At 56.9% G+C, this 22397-nt stretch carries 20 protein-coding genes and 3 pseudogenes; 12 read left to right on the top strand and 11 right to left on the bottom strand.

Annotation, left to right across the window (positions count from 1 at the left end; genetic code table 11):
• Nucleotides 1-48 precede the first annotated feature (48 nt).
• Nucleotides 49-1836, bottom strand: a pseudogene (recQ, locus tag IR141_RS05150) (DNA helicase RecQ); the annotation flags it as partial.
• A 335-nt stretch (nt 1837-2171) separates the two neighbouring features.
• Here recQ and IR141_RS05145 point away from each other — a divergent pair.
• The 4 genes from IR141_RS05145 (at nt 2172) to IR141_RS05130 (ending at nt 4683) form a co-directional block, all read left to right on the top strand.
• Complete coding sequence (locus tag IR141_RS05145) at nt 2172-2606, top strand: surface-adhesin E family protein (RefSeq protein ID WP_135034586.1); 435 nt, start codon at nt 2172-2174, stop codon at nt 2604-2606.
• A 244-nt stretch (nt 2607-2850) separates the two neighbouring features.
• Complete coding sequence (locus IR141_RS05140) at nt 2851-2997, top strand: hypothetical protein (RefSeq protein ID WP_167743057.1); 147 nt, start codon at nt 2851-2853, stop codon at nt 2995-2997.
• Between the two features lie 109 nt (nt 2998-3106).
• The gene (locus IR141_RS05135) at nt 3107-3262 is read left to right on the top strand and encodes a hypothetical protein (protein WP_167743055.1); all 156 of its coding nucleotides are present in this window, start codon (nt 3107-3109) and stop codon (nt 3260-3262) included.
• Entirely contained in the window at nt 3259-4683 is a 1425-nt protein-coding gene (locus IR141_RS05130) for a deoxyribodipyrimidine photo-lyase (RefSeq protein WP_135034585.1), read from the top strand. Before IR141_RS05135 ends, IR141_RS05130 begins: the two co-directional genes overlap by 4 nt.
• A 648-nt stretch (nt 4684-5331) precedes the next feature.
• Here the strand turns inward: IR141_RS05130 and IR141_RS05125 are convergent.
• Nucleotides 5332-5661 (bottom strand): hypothetical protein, encoded by a 330-nt coding sequence (locus IR141_RS05125; RefSeq protein ID WP_135034584.1) that lies wholly within the window; start codon nt 5659-5661, stop codon nt 5332-5334.
• 163 nt (nt 5662-5824) lie between these two features.
• Between IR141_RS05125 and IR141_RS05120 the strand changes: the two genes are divergently transcribed.
• Complete coding sequence (locus IR141_RS05120; RefSeq protein WP_135034583.1) at nt 5825-6037, top strand: hypothetical protein; 213 nt, start codon at nt 5825-5827, stop codon at nt 6035-6037.
• A gap of 31 nt (nt 6038-6068) precedes the next feature.
• Here IR141_RS05120 and IR141_RS05115 read toward each other — a convergent pair whose 3' ends face one another.
• Nucleotides 6069-7385, bottom strand: coding sequence for a pitrilysin family protein (locus IR141_RS05115; RefSeq protein WP_135034582.1), 1317 nt, complete (start codon nt 7383-7385; stop codon nt 6069-6071).
• A gap of 202 nt (nt 7386-7587) precedes the next feature.
• Here IR141_RS05115 and ftsY point away from each other — a divergent pair, with 202 nt between their 5' ends.
• Nucleotides 7588-8919 carry a signal recognition particle-docking protein FtsY gene (gene ftsY / locus IR141_RS05110; RefSeq protein WP_135034581.1) on the top strand — a complete coding sequence of 444 codons (1332 nt, stop codon included), beginning with the start codon at nt 7588-7590 and terminating at the stop codon, nt 8917-8919.
• Nucleotides 8920-9066: 147 nt separating this feature from the next.
• Nucleotides 9067-9174, top strand: a pseudogene (locus IR141_RS05105) (signal recognition particle-docking protein FtsY); the annotation flags it as partial.
• Between the two features lie 145 nt (nt 9175-9319).
• Here IR141_RS05105 and IR141_RS05100 read toward each other — a convergent pair.
• Nucleotides 9320-11404, bottom strand: coding sequence for a TonB-dependent receptor (locus tag IR141_RS05100; protein WP_135034580.1), 2085 nt, complete (start codon nt 11402-11404; stop codon nt 9320-9322).
• A 673-nt stretch (nt 11405-12077) separates the two neighbouring features.
• Between IR141_RS05100 and ftsE the strand changes: the two genes are divergently transcribed.
• The 3 genes from ftsE to prfB all read left to right on the top strand — a co-directional run bounded on the left by ftsE (nt 12078) and on the right by prfB (nt 14874).
• Complete coding sequence (gene ftsE, locus IR141_RS05095; RefSeq protein WP_135034579.1) at nt 12078-12731, top strand: cell division ATP-binding protein FtsE; 654 nt, start codon at nt 12078-12080, stop codon at nt 12729-12731.
• Nucleotides 12719-13642: a permease-like cell division protein FtsX gene (gene ftsX, locus IR141_RS05090; protein WP_194198379.1), complete on the top strand. Its 924-nt coding sequence runs from the start codon at nt 12719-12721 to the stop codon at nt 13640-13642. Before ftsE ends, ftsX begins: the two co-directional genes overlap by 13 nt.
• A gap of 128 nt (nt 13643-13770) precedes the next feature.
• A complete protein-coding gene (gene prfB, locus IR141_RS05085) occupies nt 13771-14874 on the top strand; it encodes a peptide chain release factor 2 (protein WP_135034604.1) in 1104 nt (367 codons plus the stop codon).
• Here prfB and IR141_RS05080 read toward each other — a convergent pair whose 3' ends face one another.
• Both IR141_RS05080 and IR141_RS05075 read right to left on the bottom strand, forming a co-directional pair.
• Nucleotides 14875-15195, bottom strand: a complete 321-nt coding sequence (locus IR141_RS05080) for a hypothetical protein (protein ID WP_194198378.1) — start codon at nt 15193-15195, stop codon at nt 14875-14877.
• A 250-nt stretch (nt 15196-15445) separates the two neighbouring features.
• Complete coding sequence (locus tag IR141_RS05075; RefSeq protein WP_135034576.1) at nt 15446-16798, bottom strand: pitrilysin family protein; 1353 nt, start codon at nt 16796-16798, stop codon at nt 15446-15448.
• A gap of 177 nt (nt 16799-16975) precedes the next feature.
• Between IR141_RS05075 and IR141_RS05070 the strand changes: the two genes are divergently transcribed.
• Nucleotides 16976-18190, top strand: coding sequence for a pyridoxal phosphate-dependent aminotransferase (locus tag IR141_RS05070; protein ID WP_135034575.1), 1215 nt, complete (start codon nt 16976-16978; stop codon nt 18188-18190).
• Nucleotides 18191-18448: 258 nt separating this feature from the next.
• On the opposite strand, the gene IR141_RS05065 is transcribed toward IR141_RS05070, so the two are convergent.
• The 4 genes from IR141_RS05065 to pyrE form a co-directional block, all read right to left on the bottom strand.
• Nucleotides 18449-19225, bottom strand: coding sequence for a fimb protein (locus tag IR141_RS05065; RefSeq protein WP_135034574.1), 777 nt, complete (start codon nt 19223-19225; stop codon nt 18449-18451).
• Between the two features lie 168 nt (nt 19226-19393).
• On the bottom strand, nt 19394-19936 hold the full coding sequence (locus IR141_RS05060; RefSeq protein WP_135034573.1) for a prepilin-type N-terminal cleavage/methylation domain-containing protein: 543 nt from the start codon (nt 19934-19936) through the stop codon (nt 19394-19396).
• Nucleotides 19937-20068: 132 nt separating this feature from the next.
• On the bottom strand, nt 20069-20611 hold the full coding sequence (locus tag IR141_RS05055) for a pilin (protein WP_135034572.1): 543 nt from the start codon (nt 20609-20611) through the stop codon (nt 20069-20071).
• Between the two features lie 553 nt (nt 20612-21164).
• A complete protein-coding gene (gene pyrE / locus IR141_RS05050) occupies nt 21165-21806 on the bottom strand; it encodes an orotate phosphoribosyltransferase (RefSeq protein ID WP_135034571.1) in 642 nt (213 codons plus the stop codon).
• 181 nt (nt 21807-21987) lie between these two features.
• Here pyrE and IR141_RS05045 point away from each other — a divergent pair, with 181 nt between their 5' ends.
• Nucleotides 21988-22200, top strand: a complete 213-nt coding sequence (locus IR141_RS05045) for a hypothetical protein (RefSeq protein WP_135034570.1) — start codon at nt 21988-21990, stop codon at nt 22198-22200.
• 7 nt (nt 22201-22207) lie between these two features.
• Here IR141_RS05045 and IR141_RS05040 read toward each other — a convergent pair.
• Nucleotides 22208-22397, bottom strand: a pseudogene (locus IR141_RS05040) (IS1595 family transposase); the annotation flags it as partial.

The following is a 22397-nucleotide window of genomic DNA, read 5'->3' as shown; positions in this document are numbered from 1 at the left end:
CGTCTGAAAATATATTCAGACGGCCTGATTATCGTTTTGGACAAACGTTTGGCAGATTTCGATGATGCCGCTGCCGAACTTATCGATTTTGGCTTCACCCATGCCGTAGATGCCGTGCAGGTCGTTGAGCGTGGCGGGCAGTTTTTCAACGATGTCGCGCAGGGTTTTATCGCCGAACACCATATAGGCGGGCACTTCTTCGGCCTGCGCCCGCGCCAGCCGCCAACTTCGCAATGCCTGCCAGATGCGCTCTTCGCGCTCGGTGCGCAGCCAGGTTTCTTTGGGCTTTTGCAAGGCAGCTTTTTCGCGTTTGAGCGGGCGCAGCCACACTTCCTCGCTGCCTTTGAGCACGGCTTTGGCCGCTGCGGTGAGCACCAGCGCCTGATGGTGCAGCGGATTGACGGTGAGATAACCCAAGCCGATACACTGGCGGATGATGCCCCGCCATTCTTTTTCGCTGAAGTCGGCGCCGATGCCGAATGTGGATAATTCATGGTGGCGGTTGCCGGCAATCCAAGCATCGTTTTTGCCGCGCAACACGTTAATCACATAACCTGCGGCAAACTGCTGGCCGACACGGTACACGCAGCTTAAGAGTTTCTGCGCGTGAACGGTGCCGTTAAAGCGCACGGGCGGGTGCAGGCAGTTGTCGCAATGGCCGCAGGGCCGGCCTGCTTCGCCGAAATGCTGCAACAGCAGCACGCGGCGGCAGGCGGCAGTTTCGCACACGGCCAGCATGGCATCGAGCTTTTGCAGCTCCACCTGCTTTTGCTCTTGGCTGCTTTCGCCGCTTTGGATACGCTCGCGCAAAACCACCCAGTCGTTGAGGCCGTAACACAGCCAGCTGACGGCAGGCAGGCCGTCGCGGCCGGCTCGGCCGGATTCCTGATAGAAATGTTCGATGCTCTGCGGCATATCGAGATGGGCAACAAAACGCACATCGGGCTTGTCAATGCCCATGCCGAAGGCCACCGTGGCCACCACGATGATATTGTCTTCGCGGGTGAAGCGCAGCCGGGCGGCTTCGCGCGCCTCCATGCTCAAACCCGCATGGTAAACAACGGCATCGTGGCCGTTTCCGCGCAGAAAAGCAGCCGTGTCTTCCACTTTTTTGCGGCTCAGGCAATAAACGATACCGCTCTGCCCCGCCATCTGCCTGGTAATAAAATCAAGCAGTTGTTTTTTGCCGTTGTTTTTTTCGATAACCTGGTAATAAATGTTGGAGCGGTCGAAACCGGCGATAAATTCAGGGGCATCGCCCAAATGCAGATAATGTTTGATGTCGGCGCGGGTGGCCGCATCAGCGGTGGCGGTGAGCGCGATGCGGGGAACATGGGGATAGCGTTCGGCCAAAATGCCCAGCCGGCGGTATTCCGGGCGGAAATCATGCCCCCACTGGCTCACGCAGTGGGCTTCATCGATGGCAAACAGGCTGACGGTGTGTTGGTCGAGAAAACGCAGAAAACGCTCAGTAACCAGCCGTTCGGGGGCAACATAGAGCAGTTTCAGACGGCCGGATTCGATATCTTCGGCAATGCGGCGCGCTTCGTCCGGCGAAGTGCCGCTGTGTATGCCGGCGGCCGCCACGCCGGCGGTGTGCAGGTTGGCCACTTGGTCGTTCATCAGCGCAATCAGCGGCGACACCACCACCGCCACGCCTTCGCGCATCAGCGCAGGAATCTGGTAACACAGCGATTTGCCGCCGCCGGTGGGCATCAACACCAGCAGGCTGCCGCCCGCCGCCAGCCTGTCCACAATCTCGGCCTGGCTTCCGCGAAACTCGGGGTAGCCGAACACATCGTGCAGGATTCGGGCGGCGGTTTGGGGCATGGGCAGCTTTCGCAAAGGCTCTGTGGGAAAGTGCGTATTTTAGCGTTTTTCGCCGGCGGCCGTCTGAAAATCCCAACACGGGTTATATCGCGGATCCCCTGATTTTCGGCACAACGGGCAAACCGCAGATTGTGCAGAACATGCCGAAACGGTTCCGATGCCGCCCGGGCAGCCTGCCCAAACATTCTCTTTCGGCCACGGCGCGGTAACACCGTAACGGCAACCGGGCGTCCCCCCCCATCACGGCCGGGTTGGGTTGATTTTTTTGCCGCTTTCCATAAAAAGGCTTACCATTATGCGGTTTGAACCGAGCGGCTGTTTCGGCCGTCTGAAAGGAATTTATGAACACTTTGCGCTTTTTCTCCGCCGCAGCGGCCGCCCTGCTGCTGGCTGCCTGTGCCGGCACGTCCGGCCCTTCAGTGAGCGGCAGTTGGGAAAAAATCGGCACCACCTCCAACGGCAACATCCGGGCTTATATAGACAAATCCAGCATCCGCAAAAACGGCAGCCTGGTTACTTTCCGCGACCGCAAAGTGGTGCAGAAAACCGATGAAGAACGCTATGTAAACACGCCCGAATACAAAACCGCCGTGGGCACTTGGGAAATGCACTGCACCAACAAAACCTACCGCTTAACCGCCCTGCAGCTGCTAAACGAAAAAGGCACGGTGCTGCTGAACCAAACCTACACCGCCGCCGGCATCCGCCCCATGAGCATCATCAGCGGCTCGATAAACGAAAAACAGTTTGAAATGGTGTGCGGGCAAAACCCGTAAACCGATGTGTGAACGGCCGTCTGCACGCATTCAGACGACCTGGACTTCTGCAAAACCCTACCGCTGCTCCAACACAAGGCAGCAAACCGCATACCGCACCGATACTGCCAAGCCGATTCCGTTGCCGCCCGGGCGGCCGGCAAAACCATTCTCTTCGAGCCGGGGTGCCGCAACGCCGTAACGGAAAACGGAGCCGCCTTACCGCCAATCTGCCGAAACCGGCACCGGCAGCGAACTGCAGGCCATGCAGGCCGCAGGAAGCCGCACACAATATTTTCAGACGGCCCAAACAGGCCGTGCAAGCCGTGCGCAACCCATGCCGATGCCGCTTTTGGCGGCCGGCAAAGCCATGCTGTTTGAACCAAGGCCGGCCAACGCCGTGATGGTGTGAAAACCGCCGGCAACGCTGAAATACCAAACAGGGCAAAACGATAAAACCGAATACAGCAAGCAGTGCCGAACCGTTCTTGATGCAAGCGGGCAAAGCCGTGCCGGCCGGCATGCAATCCGCCATACCCCGAAAACACCGCAAAAGCCTGCCCCTTGCCGCCATTGACACCACACCAAACTGCGCGCCGCCCGAAACCGCCACCGATACCCGCCCCGTGAAAAACCATTACAATAACCACACTGCCAATTTTTCAGACGGCCTATGACTGCTCAACCGATAACGCTGGTGTGGTTCCGCCGCAATTTGCGCCTCTTCGACAACACCGCCCTGCAAACCGCCATACGCCGCGGCCTGCCCGTGGCGGGCGCGTTTGTGTTCGACCCTGCCGGCGAAGCCGCCGCCGCGCGCAATGTGCGCCGTTCCGGTTTTATTTATCACAGCGTGGCAGCCTTTCAGACGGCCTTATCGGCTCAAAACATGCCGCTTTATGTTTTGCACGGGCGTGCCGAACACGAAATCCCGCAACTGGCCGCCGCGCTGGCCGCCGACACCGTGGTGTGCGCCGAAAGCTACGAACCGCAAGGCAGGGAAGAAACCAATGCTGTCGGCCGTGCACTCGGCCGGCTGGGCTGTGAGCTTGTGCAGACCGATGATTTTGCCGTATTGCCCAAAGCCGCCGTGATGGCGCACACCGGCCGCCCCCACCCCGCTTTCCCACCCTATCAAACCGCCTGGCTGCAAACCTATGCCCAACGTTTCGGCACATGGAAACCGGCCGACAACCGTCTCGAACTTGCCGCACTGCAAACACGCCTGCCCGAACACATCCGCCGCGCCCCGCCGCTGCCCGAGCCCGCCGCCCTCGGCATGGCCGCCGGCTCCCCCCCCCTGTTTGCCGGTGGCGAAGCAGCCGCACAGGCGCAGTTAAACCGCTTTCTCGAGCGCATCGGCCACCACCGCCTCGAGCGCGATTTTCCCGCCAAAAACGGCACTTCCCGCCTTTCGCCCTATATCGCCCACGGCATGCTCTCGCCCCGCCATTTGGTCTATCTGGCGCGGCAGCACGGCAGCGAAGGCGCATCGACGTGGCTCAATAATCTGATTTTACGAGATTTTTTTCAGCAGACACTCTACCACCACCCCAACGCGGCGCAAGAAAGTTTCCGCCCCGAATACCGCAACCTGGCCTGGCCGGGCACAGCCGAATGGTTTGAACGCTGGAAAGCCGGTCAAACCGGCTATCCGATTATCGATGCCGCCATGCGCTGCCTGGCCGGCAGCGGCTGGCTGCACAACCGTTTGCGTGCGCTGGCGGCGGGCTTTTTGGTGAAACACCTGCTCATCGACCCGCGCCTGGGCGAGGCATGGTTTGCCGAGCAGCTGACCGATTACGACTTGGCCGCCAACAACGGCGGCTGGCAGTGGGCGGCCGGCACAAGCGGCGGTGCGCCGCCCCATACCCACATTGCCAACCCCGTTTTGCAGTCGCAGAAATTCGACCCCGACGGCCGCTTTATCCGCCGCCACGTGCCCGAGCTGGCACACTTGGGCAAAGACCTGATCCACGCCCCGTGGTTGGCAAAAGAAAGCATACGCACCCACGGCTACCCTTCTCCCATCGTGAACCACAGCCAACAGCGTTTGCGGGCAGCGGCGTTTTTCAAGCAGCACGAACAAGCCGTCTGAAACCGCCCCAAACTTTTCAGACGGCCGCCTGCCCGATTTAACAGCCGCGTCCGCACCGCTTACAATTCCATATTTGCCCGCCGCTGCGCCGTTCCCCCATAATGAATCCGCTTGATTTCCGGCACAAAGCAGGCTGCCGCCCATCCCAAGGCTAATCAGTGTTGCCCGCCGCCCTACCGCCCGGTTTGCGGCAGCCAAGCAAAAAGAGAGGCAGGCATCTAACCGATCAGGCACACGGCAAACCCGCTGATTCGGCGCAAGACAGCAAGCCGCAGACCATGCAGACACTACATAACCGGTTCGATACCGCTTTAGCCCCCACCCAACCACCCTCTTTGAGCCGAGGCACGACAGAGCCTTAACGGAAATACAGCAGATTCACGCTACAGACAAAAGTGTTTTCAGACGGCCTGAAAGCTTTGCAAAATTCATTTAGGCCGTCTGAAAATGCTTCAATGCCATCATTCCCGCACAGCAAAAACCCAGCCTGAAAACCATCAAGTATTTTTATTTCAATAACTTACAAAATCCGACTGGGTTGCTGCCTGCGCGGGAGAGCCGGCAGGCTTGAAAAGCTGATAAAGATGGTTGAATATTTCAGACGGCCTAAATGAATTTTGCAAAGCCCTCCGGCCTTGAAAACCGCCCCTAACCGCTGCGCCGCTTCAAAGCCGCCACCACCACTTCGCTCCGCAACGCTTGGCGGAACATCGTGCCAAACGGCATCACATCTTTATTCGCCACCACAATCACACATTTGCGGCTTTCAGGATTTTGCCAAATATCGAACCACAAACCGCAGGCATGGGCGGCCATACGCACCGCCTGCCTGGTTCTCTCGGGCTGCAAAGCCAGCCTGAATAGCGCGGGATTGCGGATAAAATAATCACCAAGCCGGTTTTTCGACACCGCATAATCGGCCCTGTCGCGGTCGATGGGCAGTACAGGCACAGGCAATTGATTGACAATGTTCATCATGGCATATTTTTCCTATTACGGCGACAGCCGGCCCGTGGTGAGTCTATGGTATTTTACAATCACCATAGCGCCGCTCCGCATGATACGGCTTATACTGCCCGCTTCCCGCCACCCTGCACGCATTTGAACGGTTTGGCCGCCACAGCCGGCAAAGGTTGCCTTTGTGGCACAAATCAAGCCGCCGCAAGACGTGTTGAATCAAAAACAGATACAAAAATGCCTACCGCCCACGGCCAAGCCAAAACCACTACCCAACCACCTGTTCATCGAAGAGGTTCAGGCAACAGGACTCAGGGATGTTTATATCAATAGCATTACAAAAAGCTGTCTGAATATTTCAGACGGCTTTTCCAATTCTTTCGCTGTTTCGAAGTAAAATCTTGTGCGGCAGGCTCAGGCTTTTTTACCTATTCCGGCTGTGTCTGCGCGGGCTGCACCGCCACTACGCTGGAGCGTTCGGGGGTGAGCAGGCGGGCGGCGGACTGCACATCGGCGGCGGTTACGTTTTGCAGACGGCGGCGGATTTCGGCTTCATCTCCGTGGCGGAAACCTCGGGTTTCGAGTCTGCCCATCAGCGAGGCTTGGGCACTCATCGAATCTTTGGCGTAGATTTCGGAGGCAGCCGCCTGCGCTCGCACCCGCTCCAGCTCGGTGCGGCTGATGCCGTTGCGGGCGATGTCGGCAATTTCACTGCGTATCATCTCGAGCAGCTCTTGTTCGCCCGTGCCGCCGGCGGGCATGGCGATAATGCTGAACAGCGGCATTTCGCGGCTGAACATATCGTAGTTCACGCCGATATCGAGTGCGGCCTGCCTGCCGCGCACCAGTTTTTTATCGAAGCGGCTGGAGGCGTTGCCGCCGAGCACATCGGAAAGCACATCAAGCGCGTAAGGCGTTTTATCATCGATGCGGTCGAGTTTGGGCACACGGTAGGAGAGGGCGAGCACGGGCTGGCGGGTAACGGCCGATTCGGTTTGCGCGCTCGCGGGGCGGGTTTCGGCGGCCTCGTTCACAATGTTGCGCGGCGGCAGGGACTTGGCGGGAACCGCGCCGAACAGCCGGCCGGCGGTTTTGAGGGTTTGTTTTGCGTCCACATCGCCCACCACCACCAGCACGGCATTATTGGGGGCATACCATCGGCGGTACCACTGGCGCAAATCTTCGGCTTTGAGCGCGTGCAAATCGCCCATATAGCCGATAACGGGCGCGCGCAGGGCGGGGGTTTGGTAGCTGTTGAGATACACATGCTCCCACAGCTTGCCGAAGGGGTTGTCTTCGGTGCGCTGGCGGCGTTCTTCGCGTATCACGCTCATTTCGTTGGCGAACTCTTTGTCGCTGAAATTGAGGTTGGCCATGCGGTCGGCTTCCATTTTCAGCACTTCGGGCAGGTTTTGGGCGGCCACGTTTTCGTAATACACGGTTTCGCTGCGGTTGGTGTAGGCGTTATTCTGGCCGCCCAATGCCGACACGCGGCGGCTGAATTCGCCCGAAGGCACGGCAGGCGTGCCTTTAAACATCATATGCTCGAGCGCGTGGCTCAGGCCGGTTTTGCCTTCCTGCTCATCGATGCTGCCCACTTTATACCAAAGCTGCGACACAGCCACCGGTGCGCGGCGGTCTTCTTTCACAATCACTTTCATGCCGTTGGGCAGCGTTTGCGAAAGCGTTTGCGCCCACGCGGGGGCGGCGGCGAGCAGCATCAGGAAAACAGTTGGGCGCAGCATGGTTTCTCCTTCAAAACAGATTGCGGCAGATGATAACTTCCGCCCGCCGATTAAACAAGGTTTGAGGCCGTCTGAACGCGCTTTTCAGACGGCCTGCAAATGATGTCGGCTTCACCGTGCCTTGTGCTTTCGAAGCATAGCCATTACCTGAAAATACGTTACAATCAGGCCTTGAAACCATTTTGAAAACAAGGGAAACCCCATGTTCAGCTTTTTTAAACGCAAAAAAAACCAGAATAATGCCGAACCCGCCGCCGAGCCTGCGCAAACGGGTGCCGCGCCCGATGGGCAAAGCGCCTCCCCGCCGGCAGAGCAAGCCTCTTCTTTGCCCGAAACACAGCCGCAAGCCGTTGGGGCACACCCGCCAAACCGTCCTGCCGCCCAACCGGCAGCAAACCCCGCCGACACCGAAACCGGCCTGCCCGGGCAAGACAACCCCAACGCACCGGCGGCTGAAAGCCATATCAGGCCGTCTGAAAACGAAGCCGCGCCGGCGGCTGAAACCATACCGGCACCCGGCAGCAATGAAACAGCCGGAAGCCTGAAACAGCCCGGCGCCCTTACCGCCGCCGCCATGCCCGCCGCTCCGGCTGCCGCTGCTGCCGAAGCAGGCGAACCCGCTAAAACCGGCTGGGCGGCGCGCCTGAAAAAAGGCCTTGCCAAATCGCGCGACCACATGGCCAAATCGCTGGCGGGCGTGTTCGGCGGCGGGCAGATTGACGAAGATTTATACGAAGAGCTCGAAACCGTGCTGATCACCGGCGACATGGGCATGGAAGCCACCGATTATCTGATGAAAGACGTGCGCAGGCGCGTGTCGCTGCGCGGCCTCAAAGACGGCAGCGAGTTGCGCGGTGCCTTAAAAGACGCGGTTTACGATTTAATCAAACCGCTGGAGCAACCGCTGGCCATCCCCGACAGCGGCCAACCGTTTGTGATTATGCTGGCGGGCATCAACGGCGCGGGCAAAACCACTTCCATCGGCAAGCTCGCCAAATATTTCCAATCACAGGGCAAATCGGTGCTGCTGGCCGCGGGCGACACCTTCCGCGCCGCCGCCCGCGAGCAGTTGCAGGAATGGGGGGCGCGCAACGGCGTTACCGTGATTTCGCAAACCACCGGCGATTCTGCCGCTGTGTGCTTTGATGCCGTTGAAGCCGCCAAAGCGCGCGGCATCGATATTGTGCTGGCCGACACCGCCGGCCGCCTGCCCACGCAGCTTCACCTGATGGAAGAAATCAAAAAAGTGAAGCGGGTGCTGCAAAAATCCCTGCCCGATGCGCCGCACGAAATCATCTTGGTGCTGGATGCCAACATCGGCCAAAACGCCATCGGCCAGGTTGCCGCCTTTGATGATGCGCTGGGGCTCACCGGGCTGATTGTTACCAAGCTGGACGGCACCGCCAAAGGCGGCATTCTCGCCGCGCTCGCCGGCAACCGCCCGATTCCCGTGCGCTATATCGGTGTAGGCGAGGGCATAGACGACCTGCGCCCGTTTAGCGCACAAACATTTATAGACGCTTTATTGGATTAATCCAAACCTCCGCCCGCCGCCCTTTTCTCAGGCAGACGCGGCAAAACCGTTTCAGGCCGTCTGAAAACCTTTTCAGACGGCCTGAGATTCAGCACCGCCAACGGCTGCGGGCAGAATACGGCTATCCACCCACAGAAACACCCGCACAAAGGCGGTATTCCCGCCGGCAACCGCCCGATTCCCGTGCGCTATATCGGTGTGGGCGAGGGCATAGACGACCTGCGCCCGTTTGATGCCGAAGCGTTTGCAGACGCTTGTCGGATTAATCCGATTAATCCGAACCTCCGCCGCCCTTTTCTCAGGCAGGCGCGGCAAAACCGTTTCAGGCCGTCTGAAAACCGTTTCAGACGGCCTGAGATTTAGTGCCGCTAACGACCGCGGCAGAATGCGGCTTTGAATGTTAGAAGCGGTAGTTCACACCCAATACATACTCGCGGCCGCGTTCGTAGAAGCTGATGCGGGTGGGGTCGTTGCTGAAGCGTTGGCCGTGGCTGCGGTATTTTTTATCACCGATGTTGTTGATGCCGGCGTTGATGTTGAGATTGTCTTTCCCGGTGGGTTTCCAGTTGGCAAAAATATCGTGAACGCCGTAGCCTGCTTTGTGGCCTTTGTTATACGGCGCGCGGCTGCCCGATGTGTAGGCAACGCGCTGGGCATAACGGCCGCGCCAGCCGATTTCGAGATTCGGGTGTGCGAAGCGGTAGGCAAGGCTGGTCAGCCATTGGCGGCCGGTATTCCAAAAGTAAAAAGAGCTTTCATAGTTGTCGGCATCAATCAGCTTCGAGCCGTCATACAGGGTACCGCCGATTTTCGGTTTGACGTAAGACACGCCCGCGCGTGCGGTCAGGCCGCCGTTGCGGTAAACGGCATCCAGCTCATAACCGTGGTTTTTGAGCCTGCCGCCGTTGAAAATGCGCCCCCGGCTGTTGATCGTGCCGGTGCTGTTGCTGATGCCTGCCCACTGGTAGGCGATAACGTCTTTGATGTTTTGTTGGAACAGGCTGCCTGCCACGCTGAAATTATCGTTGCGCCATCTGAAACCGACTTCGGCACGGCGCGCTGTTTCGGCTTTCAAGCCGGCATCAACATCGGCAGCGGCTCCGGCGCGCTCGTTGGCCAGCAGCACTTCGTTAAGGCGGGGCGAGCGGCTGGCTTGGTTGAGCGTTCCGAGCAGGGAGAATGTGGGCGTTACGTCCCAAATCACACCCGCACTTGGGTTGAATTGGCCGCCTGATACGCTCTGCCTGCTGGCTGAATCGAATTTAAAATGGTCATAGCGCAGGCCGGTGGTCAGCGTTACGGGAGCCCAATCCCAAATGCCTTCTATATACATTCCGTAGTCGGTTTTCTTTTCGTCTTGCCGGTCATACAGCCCCAGTATGTTGAGCCATGCACTTTTGTCGGAAGGCCGGGAAGACTCGCGGCGGTAATTGACGCCGTATTTCAACGTGTGCCGGTTCCACAGTTCGCTGGCCAGATTAAGGTTGGCACCGGAGGCTTTGGATTGGCTCAACTCAAGCCTGCTGCTTTTCTCATTATCGTTGGGCGCGCCTTTGGGCGGTTTGTAGTCATCGGTTTTGATTTGGAAAATATTGGCATCGATTTTGCTTAAAAAACCGACATCCCGGCCCCGGTAGGCGAGGTTGAAGGTTTCTTCTTTCTGCTCGGTGCCCTCAAAGCCTTCATATTTCGACTGGCTGCCGTTGCCGGTGGAAACAAAGTTGTTGATATTCATAAATTCGGCTTTGTCGGTGCGGCTGCCCTTTTGGTCTTCCTGGCGGTAACTCAGGCGGATACCGTGGTTTTCGTTGAAATCATAACCGAGCTTGGCCAAATAGCTGCGCTGCTTCAGTTTGCTACCTGTGTTTTTCAGGCCGCTGCCGTCTTTATAGTCATCGTTGTGCAGATAGTTCACGGCCGCCAGCGCATCGAAGCCGTTTTGATACATATAGGCAGCAGCATTACCGCTCCAGCCTTTGTTGCTGCTGACTGTCGAGCCCAGTTTGAAACCGAAAGGTTTGCCATCGAGCAGTAAATCTTTGGCATCAACCGTGGTGACCTTCACGGTGCCCCCCGTTGCGCCGATGCCTGCGCTGGCAGAGCCTGTGCCCTTTTCGACACTGATGGTTTTTACCGAAGCCGGATCAAGTTGAAACCGGCTTTGATGGTGGAAGATTTTGTTGGACTGGCTGGTGTTGTCCACATCCAAATTGATATTGTCCTCCCCCTGGCCGCGGATACTGTAATACTGTGCGACACCGTTGCCTGCGCCGACATTGATGCCTATCTGATCTTTCATAACCTGCTTCAGATCGGTAGCCACTTCTTTATCCAATTGGGCGCGGGAAATGCGGGTCGGCACGGCCGTGCCGACTACTCTAACGGTATTTAACTCAGCCTGTTCCGTGTCGGCATAGGCAAATCCCGAAGCAAGGGCAAGCGCCAGCACGCTCAAACGGAAGGATTTTGGTGCACACAGTTGCATAAACAGCCCTTTCTCTATTTGGAACCTACATTAATAATAAAGTAGTAAAACTGCGATCAATCTCATAACCAAATAATTTACACCAAAACCTTATTTATTTAAATAATAATTATTATTATTTAAATTTTAAAAATTCAATCAATTGATTTTAAAATAAATTTACTTGAATTAAACCATCCAGCTAACAGAGCCAGTGATCAATATGGTCACCGGCTTAATGGAAAATCCAGCGTTGTTTACACTTTTCGTTTTTGCCTGAAGAACCATTTTCATATTTTTGAGGATTGCCGAGAATCCCGAAAGACACGGCAAAGCCGCGAAGTTTTTCAGCACACGCCAACATCACCCAACCATCGTTCCGGCAGAAAATAAAAAACTACCTTATAAAGTGTAGGCAATCCGACCCCTCCCCACGCAACCATTCTTTAAAACAATAACCGCATCGGCCTCCTGACGACACTGCCAATGCCTGCGCTGCACCGCCTATGCTTATTTCCAACCCGCAGCCCCGGCCACCGCTGTATTGCCCACCACAGGCGTGCAGGCATTTCCCGCAGCGGCAGCCCGCCCGGCTGCTGCATACGGCTGAACCGAGCAACATTATTCGGTATAATCGCGCATAATCTTTCAGACGGCCTGATGCCGTCTGAAACCAACTTTGGCGGACAAACCCATGATTCGTTTCGAGCAAGTTTCCAAAACCTACCCCGGCGGCTTTCAAGCGTTGAAAAACGTCAGCTTCACTATCAGCAAGGGGGAAATGATTTTCGTGGCCGGGCATTCGGGCGCGGGCAAATCCACCGTGCTCAAACTGATTGCCGGCATCACCAAACCCACCCGGGGCAAGGTGTGGATTAACAGGCAGGACACCGGCACTTTAAACGATAACCAAATCGGCTTTATGCGCCAACACATCGGCATCGTGTTCCAAGACCATAAAATCCTCTATGACCGCAACGTGCTGCAAAACGTGCTGCTGCCGCTGCGCATCATCGGCTACGATGCCAAACAGGCCGACAAGCGCGCCCGCACCGCCATCGAGAAAGTGGGCTTGGGCGGGCGCGAGCTTGCCGATCCGATTACCCTCTCCGGCGGCGAACAGCAGCGTTTGTGCATCGCCCGCGCCGTGGTACACCAGCCCAGCCTGCTGATTGCCGATGAGCCTTCCGCCAACCTCGACCGCGCTTATGCCTTAGATATTATGGAACTGTTCAAAACTTTCCACGAAGCGGGCACCACCGTCATCGTGGCCGCGCACGATGAAACCCTGATGGCCGATTACGGCCACCGCATTCTGCGCCTGCAGGAAGGCAGATTCACATCATGAACCCATACCTGTTTCTCCACCTCGATGCCGCCGCCAACGCCGCCCGCCGCCTGCTGAAACAGCCTGTGGGCACGCTGCTGGTTCTGCTGATGCTGGCCGTGGCGATGACGCTGCCGCTGGTGCTTTATCTGGGCGTGCAAAGCTCGCAGGCCGTTATCGGCAAACTCAGCGAGTCGCCGCAGATTACCGTTTATATGGAGCCGGGTGCCGACACAGGCGACACCGAGGCCGTGAAAACCCTGCTCGCGCAAGACAGGCGCATTCAGAAAACCGAATTCGTGAGCAAACAAAAAGGGCTTCAGGAGTTGCAATCGAGCATGGGCGGGCAGGATTTGGTGCCGATGCTCGAGAGCAACCCGCTGCCCGATGTATTTATCGTTACCCCCGACCCCGCCACGCCGCCCGAAGCAATGAAGCTGCTGCAAAAAGATTTGGGCAACCTGCCGATGGTGGAAGAAGCCAGGCTCGGCACCGAATGGATGCAGACGCTCTACCGAATCAACGATTTCGCACACAAGGTTTTCCGGTTTCTCGCCCTCACCCTCGGGGCAGCTTTCGTTTTGGCGGCGCACAACACCATACGCCTGCAAATCTTAAGCCGCAAAGAAGAAATTGAAATCACCAAACTGCTGGGCGCACCCGCCTCGTTTATCCGCCGCCCCTTCCTTTATTTGGCGGCCTGGCAGAGCGTGTGTGCCGTGGCCGTGAGCCTGGGGCTGTGCGCCTGGCTGGTAGGCGTGTCGAAACAGCCGGTCAGTGAGATTTTCAAGCCCTACGGGCTGAACATCGAATGGCGTTTCTTCTATTTTTGGGAGATAGTGCTTGTGTTTGCCGCCGTGGCCGCCCTCGGCATTGCCGGCGCATGGTTGGCCGCGCAGCAGCATCTGCTGGGGTTTAAAGCCAAACGCTGAACCGCAGCAGCAACCGACACACAGGCCGTCTGAAACCCTTTTCAGACGGCCTTTCACAATAGCCCGCCCCCATAAAATCCAGTACAATACGCCCCTTAAACACGGACCTTGAGCAAGAGAAAACCATGATTGAAGCCGAAACCGTCAACCAATTGAACGCCATGCTGGGCGACCTTGCCGGCCGCAGCAGCGACATCCGCGGCTATCTCGATTACGATGGTAAAAAAGACCGCCTCGAAGAAGTGGTCGGCCTCTCCGAAGACCCCAATCTCTGGAACGACCCCAAAAAAGCCCAAGAAATCGGCAAAGAGCGCAAAGTGCTCGAAGGCATCGTGCTCACGCTCGACAACATCGCCGCCGGCATCGCCGACAACCGCGAGCTGCTGGCCATGGTGGTGGAAGAAAACGATGAAGCCGGCTTTGCCGCCGTGCGGGAAGACATCGCCAAACTCGATCAGATGATGGCCGATTTGGAATTCAAACGTATGTTCAACCAGCCGGCCGACGTGAACAACTGCTTTATCGACATCACTGCCGGCGCAGGCGGCACCGAAGCCGAAGACTGGGCAGGCATGCTCTACCGCATGTATCTGCGCTATGCCGAGCGCAAGGGCTTTAAGGTTGAAGTGCTCGAAGAAGACGAAGGCGACATCGCCGGCATCAACCGCGCCACCGTCAAGCTCGAAGGCGAATACGCCTACGGCCTCTTGCGCACCGAAACCGGCATCCACCGCCTGGTGCGCTATTCACCGTTTGATTCCAACAACAAACGCCACACCTCGTTTGCCTCGGTGTTTGTTTACCCCGAAGTGGACGACAGCTTCGAAATCGACATCAACCCCGCCGACCTGCGCATCGACACCTACCGTGCATCCGGCGCGGGCGGCCAGCACATCAACAAAACCGACTCCGCCGTGCGCATCACCCACAACCCCACCGGCATCGTGGTGCAGTGCCAAAACGACCGCTCGCAACACCGCAACCGCGATGAAGCCATGAATATGCTCAAAGCCAAGCTGTTCGAGCTGGAAATGCGCCGGCGCAACGAGGAAAAGCAGGCGCTGGAAGAGGGCAAAGCCGATGTGGGCTGGGGGCATCAAATCCGCTCGTATGTGTTCGACCAGTCGCGCATCAAAGATTTGCGCACCTCCTACGAAGTGGGCAACATCAAAGCCGTGATGGACGGCGATTTGGACGGCTTTATCGAAGCCAGTTTGAAACAGGGCGTGTGATCAAGCCGCGCGCGCAGGACAGGCTGCACCAAGATTCAGGCCGTCTGAAAAACCATTTTTCAGACGGCCTGAAAAATATTCGGGCAGAGACTGCAGCCTCAATACCGGCCCGGGGTGGTGCGGCCAATATGCCAAGCAGTGAACCGCAAACGGTAAAAGCAATACGGAGCCGCTTTTGCCCGCCTGCCCAACCGCTCTTAAGCTGAAGCAGCGCAACGCCGCAACGGAAACCAAGCGGGCGGGTTTGCCGGCAAACCGGGAAGCCAACCGCCGTATGTTAACGCGGGCAGGCAGGCGTGCGCCCACAAGCACCGGCCGCAAACAGGCCGTCTGAAAAATGGTGTTCAGACGGCCTGAATCTGTGTATCCTGAATCTGTGTATCCTGAATCTGTGTATCCTGAATCTGTGTATCCTGAATCTGTGTATCCCGAATCTTTAGTTACCGCTCCCTTTTTTATTGCCGTTACGGCATTGCTACACCTTTTTCCACAGCCTGCGGCCTGCCGCCCGGTGCCAACAACAGCCTCACGATAACCCGTTGCGGCAGAGCGCACTTTCAAACATTCCCGCTCAACGGCGTTTTATCGGGCGGTAACCAGCCGCAGCCTCAGCCTCCCCCTGCTCCGCGCCCACCACCACGATATTCATATTTTCTGCTTTCACGCGCCGCTGCCAGGCCGATTTGACCTGCCCGGCGGTCAGGGCGGAAACCGCCTTCGGATAGGCTTCGAGATAATCATCGGGCAGATTATAGAAACCGATCAGGCTCAGATAGCCCAGCAGCTTGGCGTTGGTGTCGAAACGCAGGGGAAAGCTGCCGGTGATGTTGGCTTTGGCCTGTTGCAGCTCGGCCTCGGTGGGGCCTTCGGCCGAAAAGTCGGCCAGCACTTTGCGGGCGGCGGCCAGCGCGGCAGATGTGTTGGCTTTTTGGGTGGAGAAACCTATGGTCAGCGGCCCGGCTTCGGAAGAAGGCTCCAAACTGCTCGATGCGCCGTAGGTGTAGCCGTGTTTGTCGCGCAATTCTTTCATCAGGCGGCTGTCGAAACCGCCGCCGCCCAAAATATAGTTGCCCGCCACCAGGGCATAATAATCGGGATCATTGCGTTTGATTAAGGGCATACCCATCACGATTTGCGCCTGTTCGCCGGCAAACGGAATATTCTGCTGTCGGGGCAGATGCTCGGGAACCGCAGGCACGGTGCCGCTTTGGCTGCTGTGCGCGGGTAAACCGTTGAGCGCCTGCCTCACCAAAGCCTCGGTTTGGCGGCGGTCGATGTCGCCCACCACCGCCACCACGGCGTTGTTTTTACCGTAGCGGCTGCGGTAAAACGCGCGGATGTCGTCAAGCGTTATGCGGCGTATGCTGTCCACACTGGTTTGCGCAGGGCGGCCGTAGGGGTGGCTGCCATAATTCAGACGGGCGAGTGCGCGTTCGGCGATAAAGCCCGGGTCGGTTTCCTGCTGTTGCAGCGCGGTGATGCTCTGTTTGCGTATGCGCTCGAACACGGCGGCATCGAAACGCGGCTGCGCGAGCGCCTGGTTGAGCAGGCTCAAGGCCGGTTTGAGTTTGCCCGGCCGGCTCAGGCTGCGCAGGGTAACGGCGGTGCCCTCGCTGCTGCTGTCGCTGCTGATGGCGGCGGCCAAACTGTCGGCCTGCTCTTTAAAGGCTTCTTCGTCAAGCCGCTGCGTGCCGCCCGTCAGCAGCGCGGCGGCAAACCCGGCAACCTCGCCTTTGCCTTCGGGGCTGAAAGCACTGCCCGCCCCTTTGAAACTGATCTGCACATCGACAATCGGATTCTGATGCCGCTCCACCAGCAGCACCTGCGTGCCCTCAGGCGTGTACCAACGCTGGATATCCACGGCGGCATAAACCGCAAGCGGCAGGATTGCCGCAAAGAGAGCGGCGGCGGGTTTCAATAACATGGCGTGCTTTCTGAATCTCTCGGAAAAATGCAAGGTTAAACGTTTTTGAATGCGGCTGTAAAGGCAGAGGCCGTCTGAACACCAACAATAAAGGCACCATATTGCCGCCGGCATCTTTGCAGCAACCCGCAAACGCGGTACATTTACGGCTTTCGTTCCACAAAGCAAGGCCGCAACATGAACCCCATTCCCAAATCCGCCAAGCTCGACCAAGTATGCTACGACATCCGCGGGCCTGTGCACAAAGAAGCCGTCCGCCTCGAAGAAGAAGGCCATAAAATCTTAAAGCTCAATATCGGCAATCCCGCGCCTTTCGGTTTTGAAGCGCCCGATGAGATTTTGGTGGACGTTATCCGCAACCTGCCCGCCGCGCAGGGATATTGCGATTCCAAAGGCCTGTTTTCGGCGCGCAAAGCCATTGTCCACTATTACCAAACCAAAGATTTGCGCAGCATCACCGTAAACGATGTGTATATCGGCAACGGCGTATCCGAGCTGATTACCCTGTCGATGCAGGCACTGCTCAACGAGGGCGATGAGATTCTGATTCCCGCGCCCGATTATCCGCTGTGGACGGCCGCCGCCACCCTCGCCGGCGGCACCGCCCGCCATTACCTGTGCAGCGAAGAAAACGGCTGGCTTCCCGACACGGCCGACATCGAAGCAAAAATCACCCCCCGCACCAAAGCCATCGTGGTGATCAACCCCAACAACCCCACCGGCGCGGTGTACAGCAAAGAAATCCTGCTCGAAATCGCCGAGCTGGCGCGCCGGCACAACCTGATGATTTTTGCCGATGAAATCTACGACAAAATCCTTTATGACGGCGCGCAGCACCACCACATTGCCGCACTTGCCCCCGACTTGCTCACCATCACCTTCAACGGCCTCTCCAAAGCCTACCGCGTGGCCGGCTTCCGCATGGGATGGATGGTGCTCAACGGCCCCAAACACCACGCCCAAGGCTATATCGAAGGGCTGGATATGCTCGCCTCGATGCGCCTGTGCGCCAACACCCCCATGCAGCACGCCATTCAAACCGCGCTGGGCGGCTATCAGAGCATCAACGAGCTGGTGCTGCCCGGCGGCCGCCTGCTGGAGCAGCGCGACCAAGCCTACCAGATGCTCACCCAAATCCCCGGCATCAGCTGCGTCAAACCCCGGGGCGCGATGTACCTTTTCCCCAAAATCGACACGGAAATGTATAACATTCAAGACGATGCCAAATTTATCTACGACCTGCTGCTGCAGGAAAAAGTATTGCTGGTGCAAGGCAGCGGCTTCAACTGGATACGCCCCGACCACTTCCGCGTGGTAACGCTGCCCCATATCCACCAAATCGAAGAAGCCATGGGCAGGCTGGCACGCTTTTTACGGCACTACCGCCAATAACCCCTCAGCGGCGTGCGGAGCAAAGGGCCGGTTTCCCGGCTCTTTTCAATTTTTAAAGCACCGCCGCCGCCCGCTTTGAAAGATGCAACGCCGCTTGTTCATAAAAAGCACCGCCGCCGGTTTGGCGCAACCACCCCGCCGTTCCAACTCCTGCCTGACGGTTTGGTTTGATACGGCAACCCTACTTTATCTGAAAATCAAAACATGGCGATGATAAAAGGCCGTCTGAAAACAAATTTCAGACGGCCTTTAAGCGGGCTAAAAAGAATCCAGCTCAACAAACCCTTTAAAATCGGTGCGGCTGTCGAGCAACACGGTCCAACCTTTATTTCTCTCGCCGGTAAGCGGCAGAAAATACAGTTGCTGCGGCGGCAAGCCCGTGCGGGCTATCGCAGCGCGCAAAGCGGCATGATCGGGGTAGCGGCTGAGCAGTTTGCTTACGGGCTGCATTTTGGCGCGCACTTCATCTCGAGCTTTTTGATTATCGGCCAGCCACCAGCCCGGTCTGGCCGAGGGTTCGATGCCTTGCAGCGACATTTCCAAGCTCGCCAATGCTTCACCGCTGCCGTTGGGTTTGCGCAGTGCGATTCTGCGCACGCCGCTCCACGGCAACTGCCGCAGCTCTTCGGGAGCTTCGTGCAGCTTGGCCTTATCGATTTCTGCCGCGCTCACAACGGTGAAGCGGTCGGTTTCAAATGCCACCACCACCGGCCGCGCAGCGGCAACGGCATTAAGGCCGTAAACCAAAGCGGCAAGCTGGATCAACGCCACCAAACCCAAGTCCACCCCGGTTTCGCGCTTTGATTTTTTAGGGTTTGCCAAGATCAAAGTGAGCAGCGGGCCGCACACCACATCCACTGCCACCACCAAGCCATAAAGATTCAGGCCGCCCACCAGCGCATCAAAAGGCGCGGGATACCAAACCCCAAACACCAGCCACGCGGTTACGGCTGCAATCAGCAGGCTGAGCACAAAGTGGCAGCCGGCAATTTTCAAGGCAAAACGCCAACGGCTGATAGATGTTGTGTGTGTCATTATGCGTTTCAGTGTGTTTAAAAAAGATTTCAGCAAAGGCTTTAGCGAAACGGGGCGCGGCTTGGTGCCTGCCCGGCCGCAACCTTTTTGCCTTGCTGCGGTTTAAAACAGGTTTCAGACGGCCTTATTTGAGAGCCTGTAGGTTTTTTCGGCACAGCCGCATCTGCTCTAACGGCATTCGGCAGGAGCAAACAGGGCGGGCAACGTGCCGGCCTGCACGGGGTTCAGCCCGCTTGCGGTTGCGGCCGCATGCGTTTCCGATGCGCAAGCCCATTCGACAATGCCCATATTGGCAACGCTGTAGGCCTGCGGCAGCGTGTCGTAGCCCGCGCCGTTTTGCCGTCTCACCAGCGGTGTGAACACCAGCGTGTTGCCGCTGCTGCCCAGCCCCACGGCAGCGGCATTATAGGTGATGGTAATCACCCCGCTCACAGGGTCGGCCTGGATAGAATCCACAAACTTGCTGTTCGCGCCCGTGCGGCCGTTGCGCATATTCAGCTCGGTGATGGTGCTGCGCAAATCAGCAACCGATGTGCGCCCGTCCACCACGATTTCATTTTTAAACGGCACCATCAAGCCCAAACCTTCCGACACACGGGCGCGAACGGTGAAATTTTGATAGGCGGGCAAAGCCAGCGCCGCCAAAATGCCGATGATGGCAATCACAACCATCAGCTCGATTAAAGTAAAGCCTTTGCCAGATATCTTCATTTCGCTTCCCCAAAATACCTACCTGCACGATGACTGCGGCAAAACACCGCGCATCACCATTTATTGTTATTTTATGGATTCAAAAGTTTTATAAAAAACACCCGCCGCAGCGGGTGTTGGAAAACATTAAGATTAACGGCATTGCGCGGGGGCGAACCGTGCTTCCAATGTGCCGGGGTTGGCAATGGCAATGCCGGCAGCGGTCGCGGTGGCATTGGTGGCGGAAGAACAGCCCCAGTCGAGAGAACCTGTTCTGCCGGCAGCGATAGCAGCAGCCAGAGTTTCACCTGCTTGTGCGGCTCCGCTACGAACCCACGGTGTCAGAGTAAGGGTATTTGCAGCCCCTGCTACACCTACGTTTGCCGGGTTGTATGTAACTGTAATTACACCAGTAGTATCAGCAATATCAATGCTATTAACGTATTTAGAGTTGGCACCGGTACCGTTGCTTTGCGCATTCCAAGTATCGGCAACGCGGTCTAAGTCGGCCATAGCGGCAGAGCCTTCGGTGGCAATGGCCTGTTTGGCAGCTTCAGCCAGGCTCAAGCCCTCGGTTACGCGGGTACGCACGGTGTAGTCTTGGTAGGCGGGCAGGGCAATGGCGGCCAGAATGCCGATAATCGCAATAACGATCATCAACTCGATCAGGGTAAAACCTTTTTGAATAGCTTTCATGTTAAAACTCCAGTTTAAAAGTGAATAAAATTATTTATATAGTTGTAAAACCGTAATGTGCTTGGCACGTTGTACTGCAATCAAAAGAAGAAGGAATTTACAGCTTACCGCTTTTGGCTGCTGCTTCTGCCTGGGCTTGGCCTCTCGCGGTTGCCAGGTATCAAGCAATGCTTGTGCCAAATTATGAAAACGGGGTTTGATATTTTAATAAATAGTTGATAATTAATATTTAAATTTTGTTTCCTTGCTGTGTTAATGCCAAAGAAATTATTCAAACAAATTTCTAACCTAATTTAACATGACGATTTTCGGCAGCAGAATGCCGAAATTGCGAACATAAGGTTTATTTTTTTGTCATGCGCCGTTTTTTGTCAGCGGGCCGGCCTGCACCGGCAGAAATAAGCCGGCAGAAAAAGAGAAAGGCCGTCTGAACATATTTTCAGACGGCCTTGTGTTTCAGACGGCCTTGCCTTCGGCGGAATAACGCAGCCCGGGGTTTCAGACGGCCTGAGCCGGTTTTGCCGGGATTCTGCCTGTCGATAACCCCGCCGTGTTACGCCACGCCGTAGCGTTGGCGGTAGACGCGCACGGGGTTGAGATATTCGCCGAGTTCGGCGTGGTTTTCGAGCAGCGAAAGCAAATCGCGCAGGTTGGCGATGGCCACCACGGGCAGGCCGTATTGCTGCTCCACTTCCTGCACGGCCGATTGCTCGCCCGTGCCTTTTTCCATGCGGTCGAGCGCAATGGCAACGGCGGCGGGGGCGGCACCTTCGGCTTCGATTAATTTCACGGATTCGCGCACGGATGTGCCGGCAGAAATCACATCATCGATAATCAGCACGCGGCCTTTGAGCGGTGCACCCACCAACACGCCGCCTTCGCCGTGGTCTTTGGCTTCTTTGCGGTTGTAGGCAAACGGCACGTTGATGCCTTTTTCGGCCAGCATCATGGCAGCGGCGGCGGCAAGAATGATGCCTTTATAGGCGGGGCCGAACAGCATATCGAATTGAATTTTGCTTTCGATAATGGCTTGGGCGTAGAAACGCGCCAGCGCAAGGGTGGAAGCGCCATCGTTAAACAGCCCGGCGTTGAAGAAATAAGGCGATTGGCGGCCGGCTTTGGTGGTAAATTCGCCGAACTTCAAAACGTTTTGCTCGAGCGAGAATTTGAGAAAATCTTGGCGGAAATCAGACATTTGCAAACTTTCTATCACAAAAAAACCGTAAGGATTATAGCAGAGCCGCCGCCGTGCCGGCAGCCCGCGCCTGCGCTCTGATAGCCCGCTTTCGGGCAGGCCGCTCTACAGTCTGAAAAGTGCTTCTACCCGCACAGCCGCAGTTGGTGGTTTCCGGTATGAAAAATCGGAAATTGCCGGAGTGGAAGCCGACCCGGCCGCTGCAAAAGGCGGTTTCTGCACAACCGCGCAGCCGAACCGGGGCGGTTTTAACCACGGCGGCACTGTGTTGGGACAAGCCATCAAAGCCGTTATGGCGTTTTTCTCCACAGCGTGTTCCAACGAATCCTCAGGCCGTCTGAAACCAAGCGTTTCAGCGGGTGTTTCAGGCGGTTTTTCTTTGGGGCTGAAGTAGATTAGCCCTAAACACCACACCAAAGCCGCAAAGTTTTTAACTGCTGCTTTGGTGTCCCGAAGTTAAAACGAAACTCACATTCTTTCAAGAACAGAGGAAAAGATTTTCGGTCGATTCCGTTGTATTTGCGCAAGACACGTTTCGCCTGATTCCAAAAATTCTCAATGCCGTTGATATGGTTGTGTCGGTCGGCAAAC

The organism is Neisseria sp. 19428wB4_WF04, from assembly GCF_015235335.1.
Lineage (GTDB): Bacteria > Pseudomonadota > Gammaproteobacteria > Burkholderiales > Neisseriaceae > Neisseria > Neisseria musculi.
This window is presented reverse-complemented; position numbering and strand designations above follow the sequence as displayed.

Bases quoted from the DNA above. Each gene is read 5' to 3' on its own strand.
- IR141_RS05145 (WP_135034586.1), top strand. From the start codon at position 2,172: ATGAACACTTTGCGCTTTTTCTCCGCCGCAGCGGCCGCCCTGCTGCTG.
- IR141_RS05140 (WP_167743057.1), top strand. From the start codon at position 2,851: ATGCAGGCCGCAGGAAGCCGCACACAATATTTTCAGACGGCCCAAACA.
- IR141_RS05135 (WP_167743055.1), top strand. From the start codon at position 3,107: ATGCAATCCGCCATACCCCGAAAACACCGCAAAAGCCTGCCCCTTGCC.
- IR141_RS05130 (WP_135034585.1), top strand. From the start codon at position 3,259: ATGACTGCTCAACCGATAACGCTGGTGTGGTTCCGCCGCAATTTGCGC.
- IR141_RS05125 (WP_135034584.1), bottom strand. From the start codon at position 5,661: ATGATGAACATTGTCAATCAATTGCCTGTGCCTGTACTGCCCATCGAC.
- IR141_RS05115 (WP_135034582.1), bottom strand. From the start codon at position 7,385: ATGCTGCGCCCAACTGTTTTCCTGATGCTGCTCGCCGCCGCCCCCGCG.
- ftsY (WP_135034581.1), top strand. From the start codon at position 7,588: ATGTTCAGCTTTTTTAAACGCAAAAAAAACCAGAATAATGCCGAACCC.
- IR141_RS05100 (WP_135034580.1), bottom strand. From the start codon at position 11,404: ATGCAACTGTGTGCACCAAAATCCTTCCGTTTGAGCGTGCTGGCGCTT.
- ftsE (WP_135034579.1), top strand. From the start codon at position 12,078: ATGATTCGTTTCGAGCAAGTTTCCAAAACCTACCCCGGCGGCTTTCAA.
- IR141_RS05075 (WP_135034576.1), bottom strand. From the start codon at position 16,798: ATGTTATTGAAACCCGCCGCCGCTCTCTTTGCGGCAATCCTGCCGCTT.
- IR141_RS05070 (WP_135034575.1), top strand. From the start codon at position 16,976: ATGAACCCCATTCCCAAATCCGCCAAGCTCGACCAAGTATGCTACGAC.
- IR141_RS05065 (WP_135034574.1), bottom strand. From the start codon at position 19,225: ATGACACACACAACATCTATCAGCCGTTGGCGTTTTGCCTTGAAAATT.
- IR141_RS05060 (WP_135034573.1), bottom strand. From the start codon at position 19,936: ATGAAGATATCTGGCAAAGGCTTTACTTTAATCGAGCTGATGGTTGTG.
- IR141_RS05055 (WP_135034572.1), bottom strand. From the start codon at position 20,611: ATGAAAGCTATTCAAAAAGGTTTTACCCTGATCGAGTTGATGATCGTT.
- pyrE (WP_135034571.1), bottom strand. From the start codon at position 21,806: ATGTCTGATTTCCGCCAAGATTTTCTCAAATTCTCGCTCGAGCAAAAC.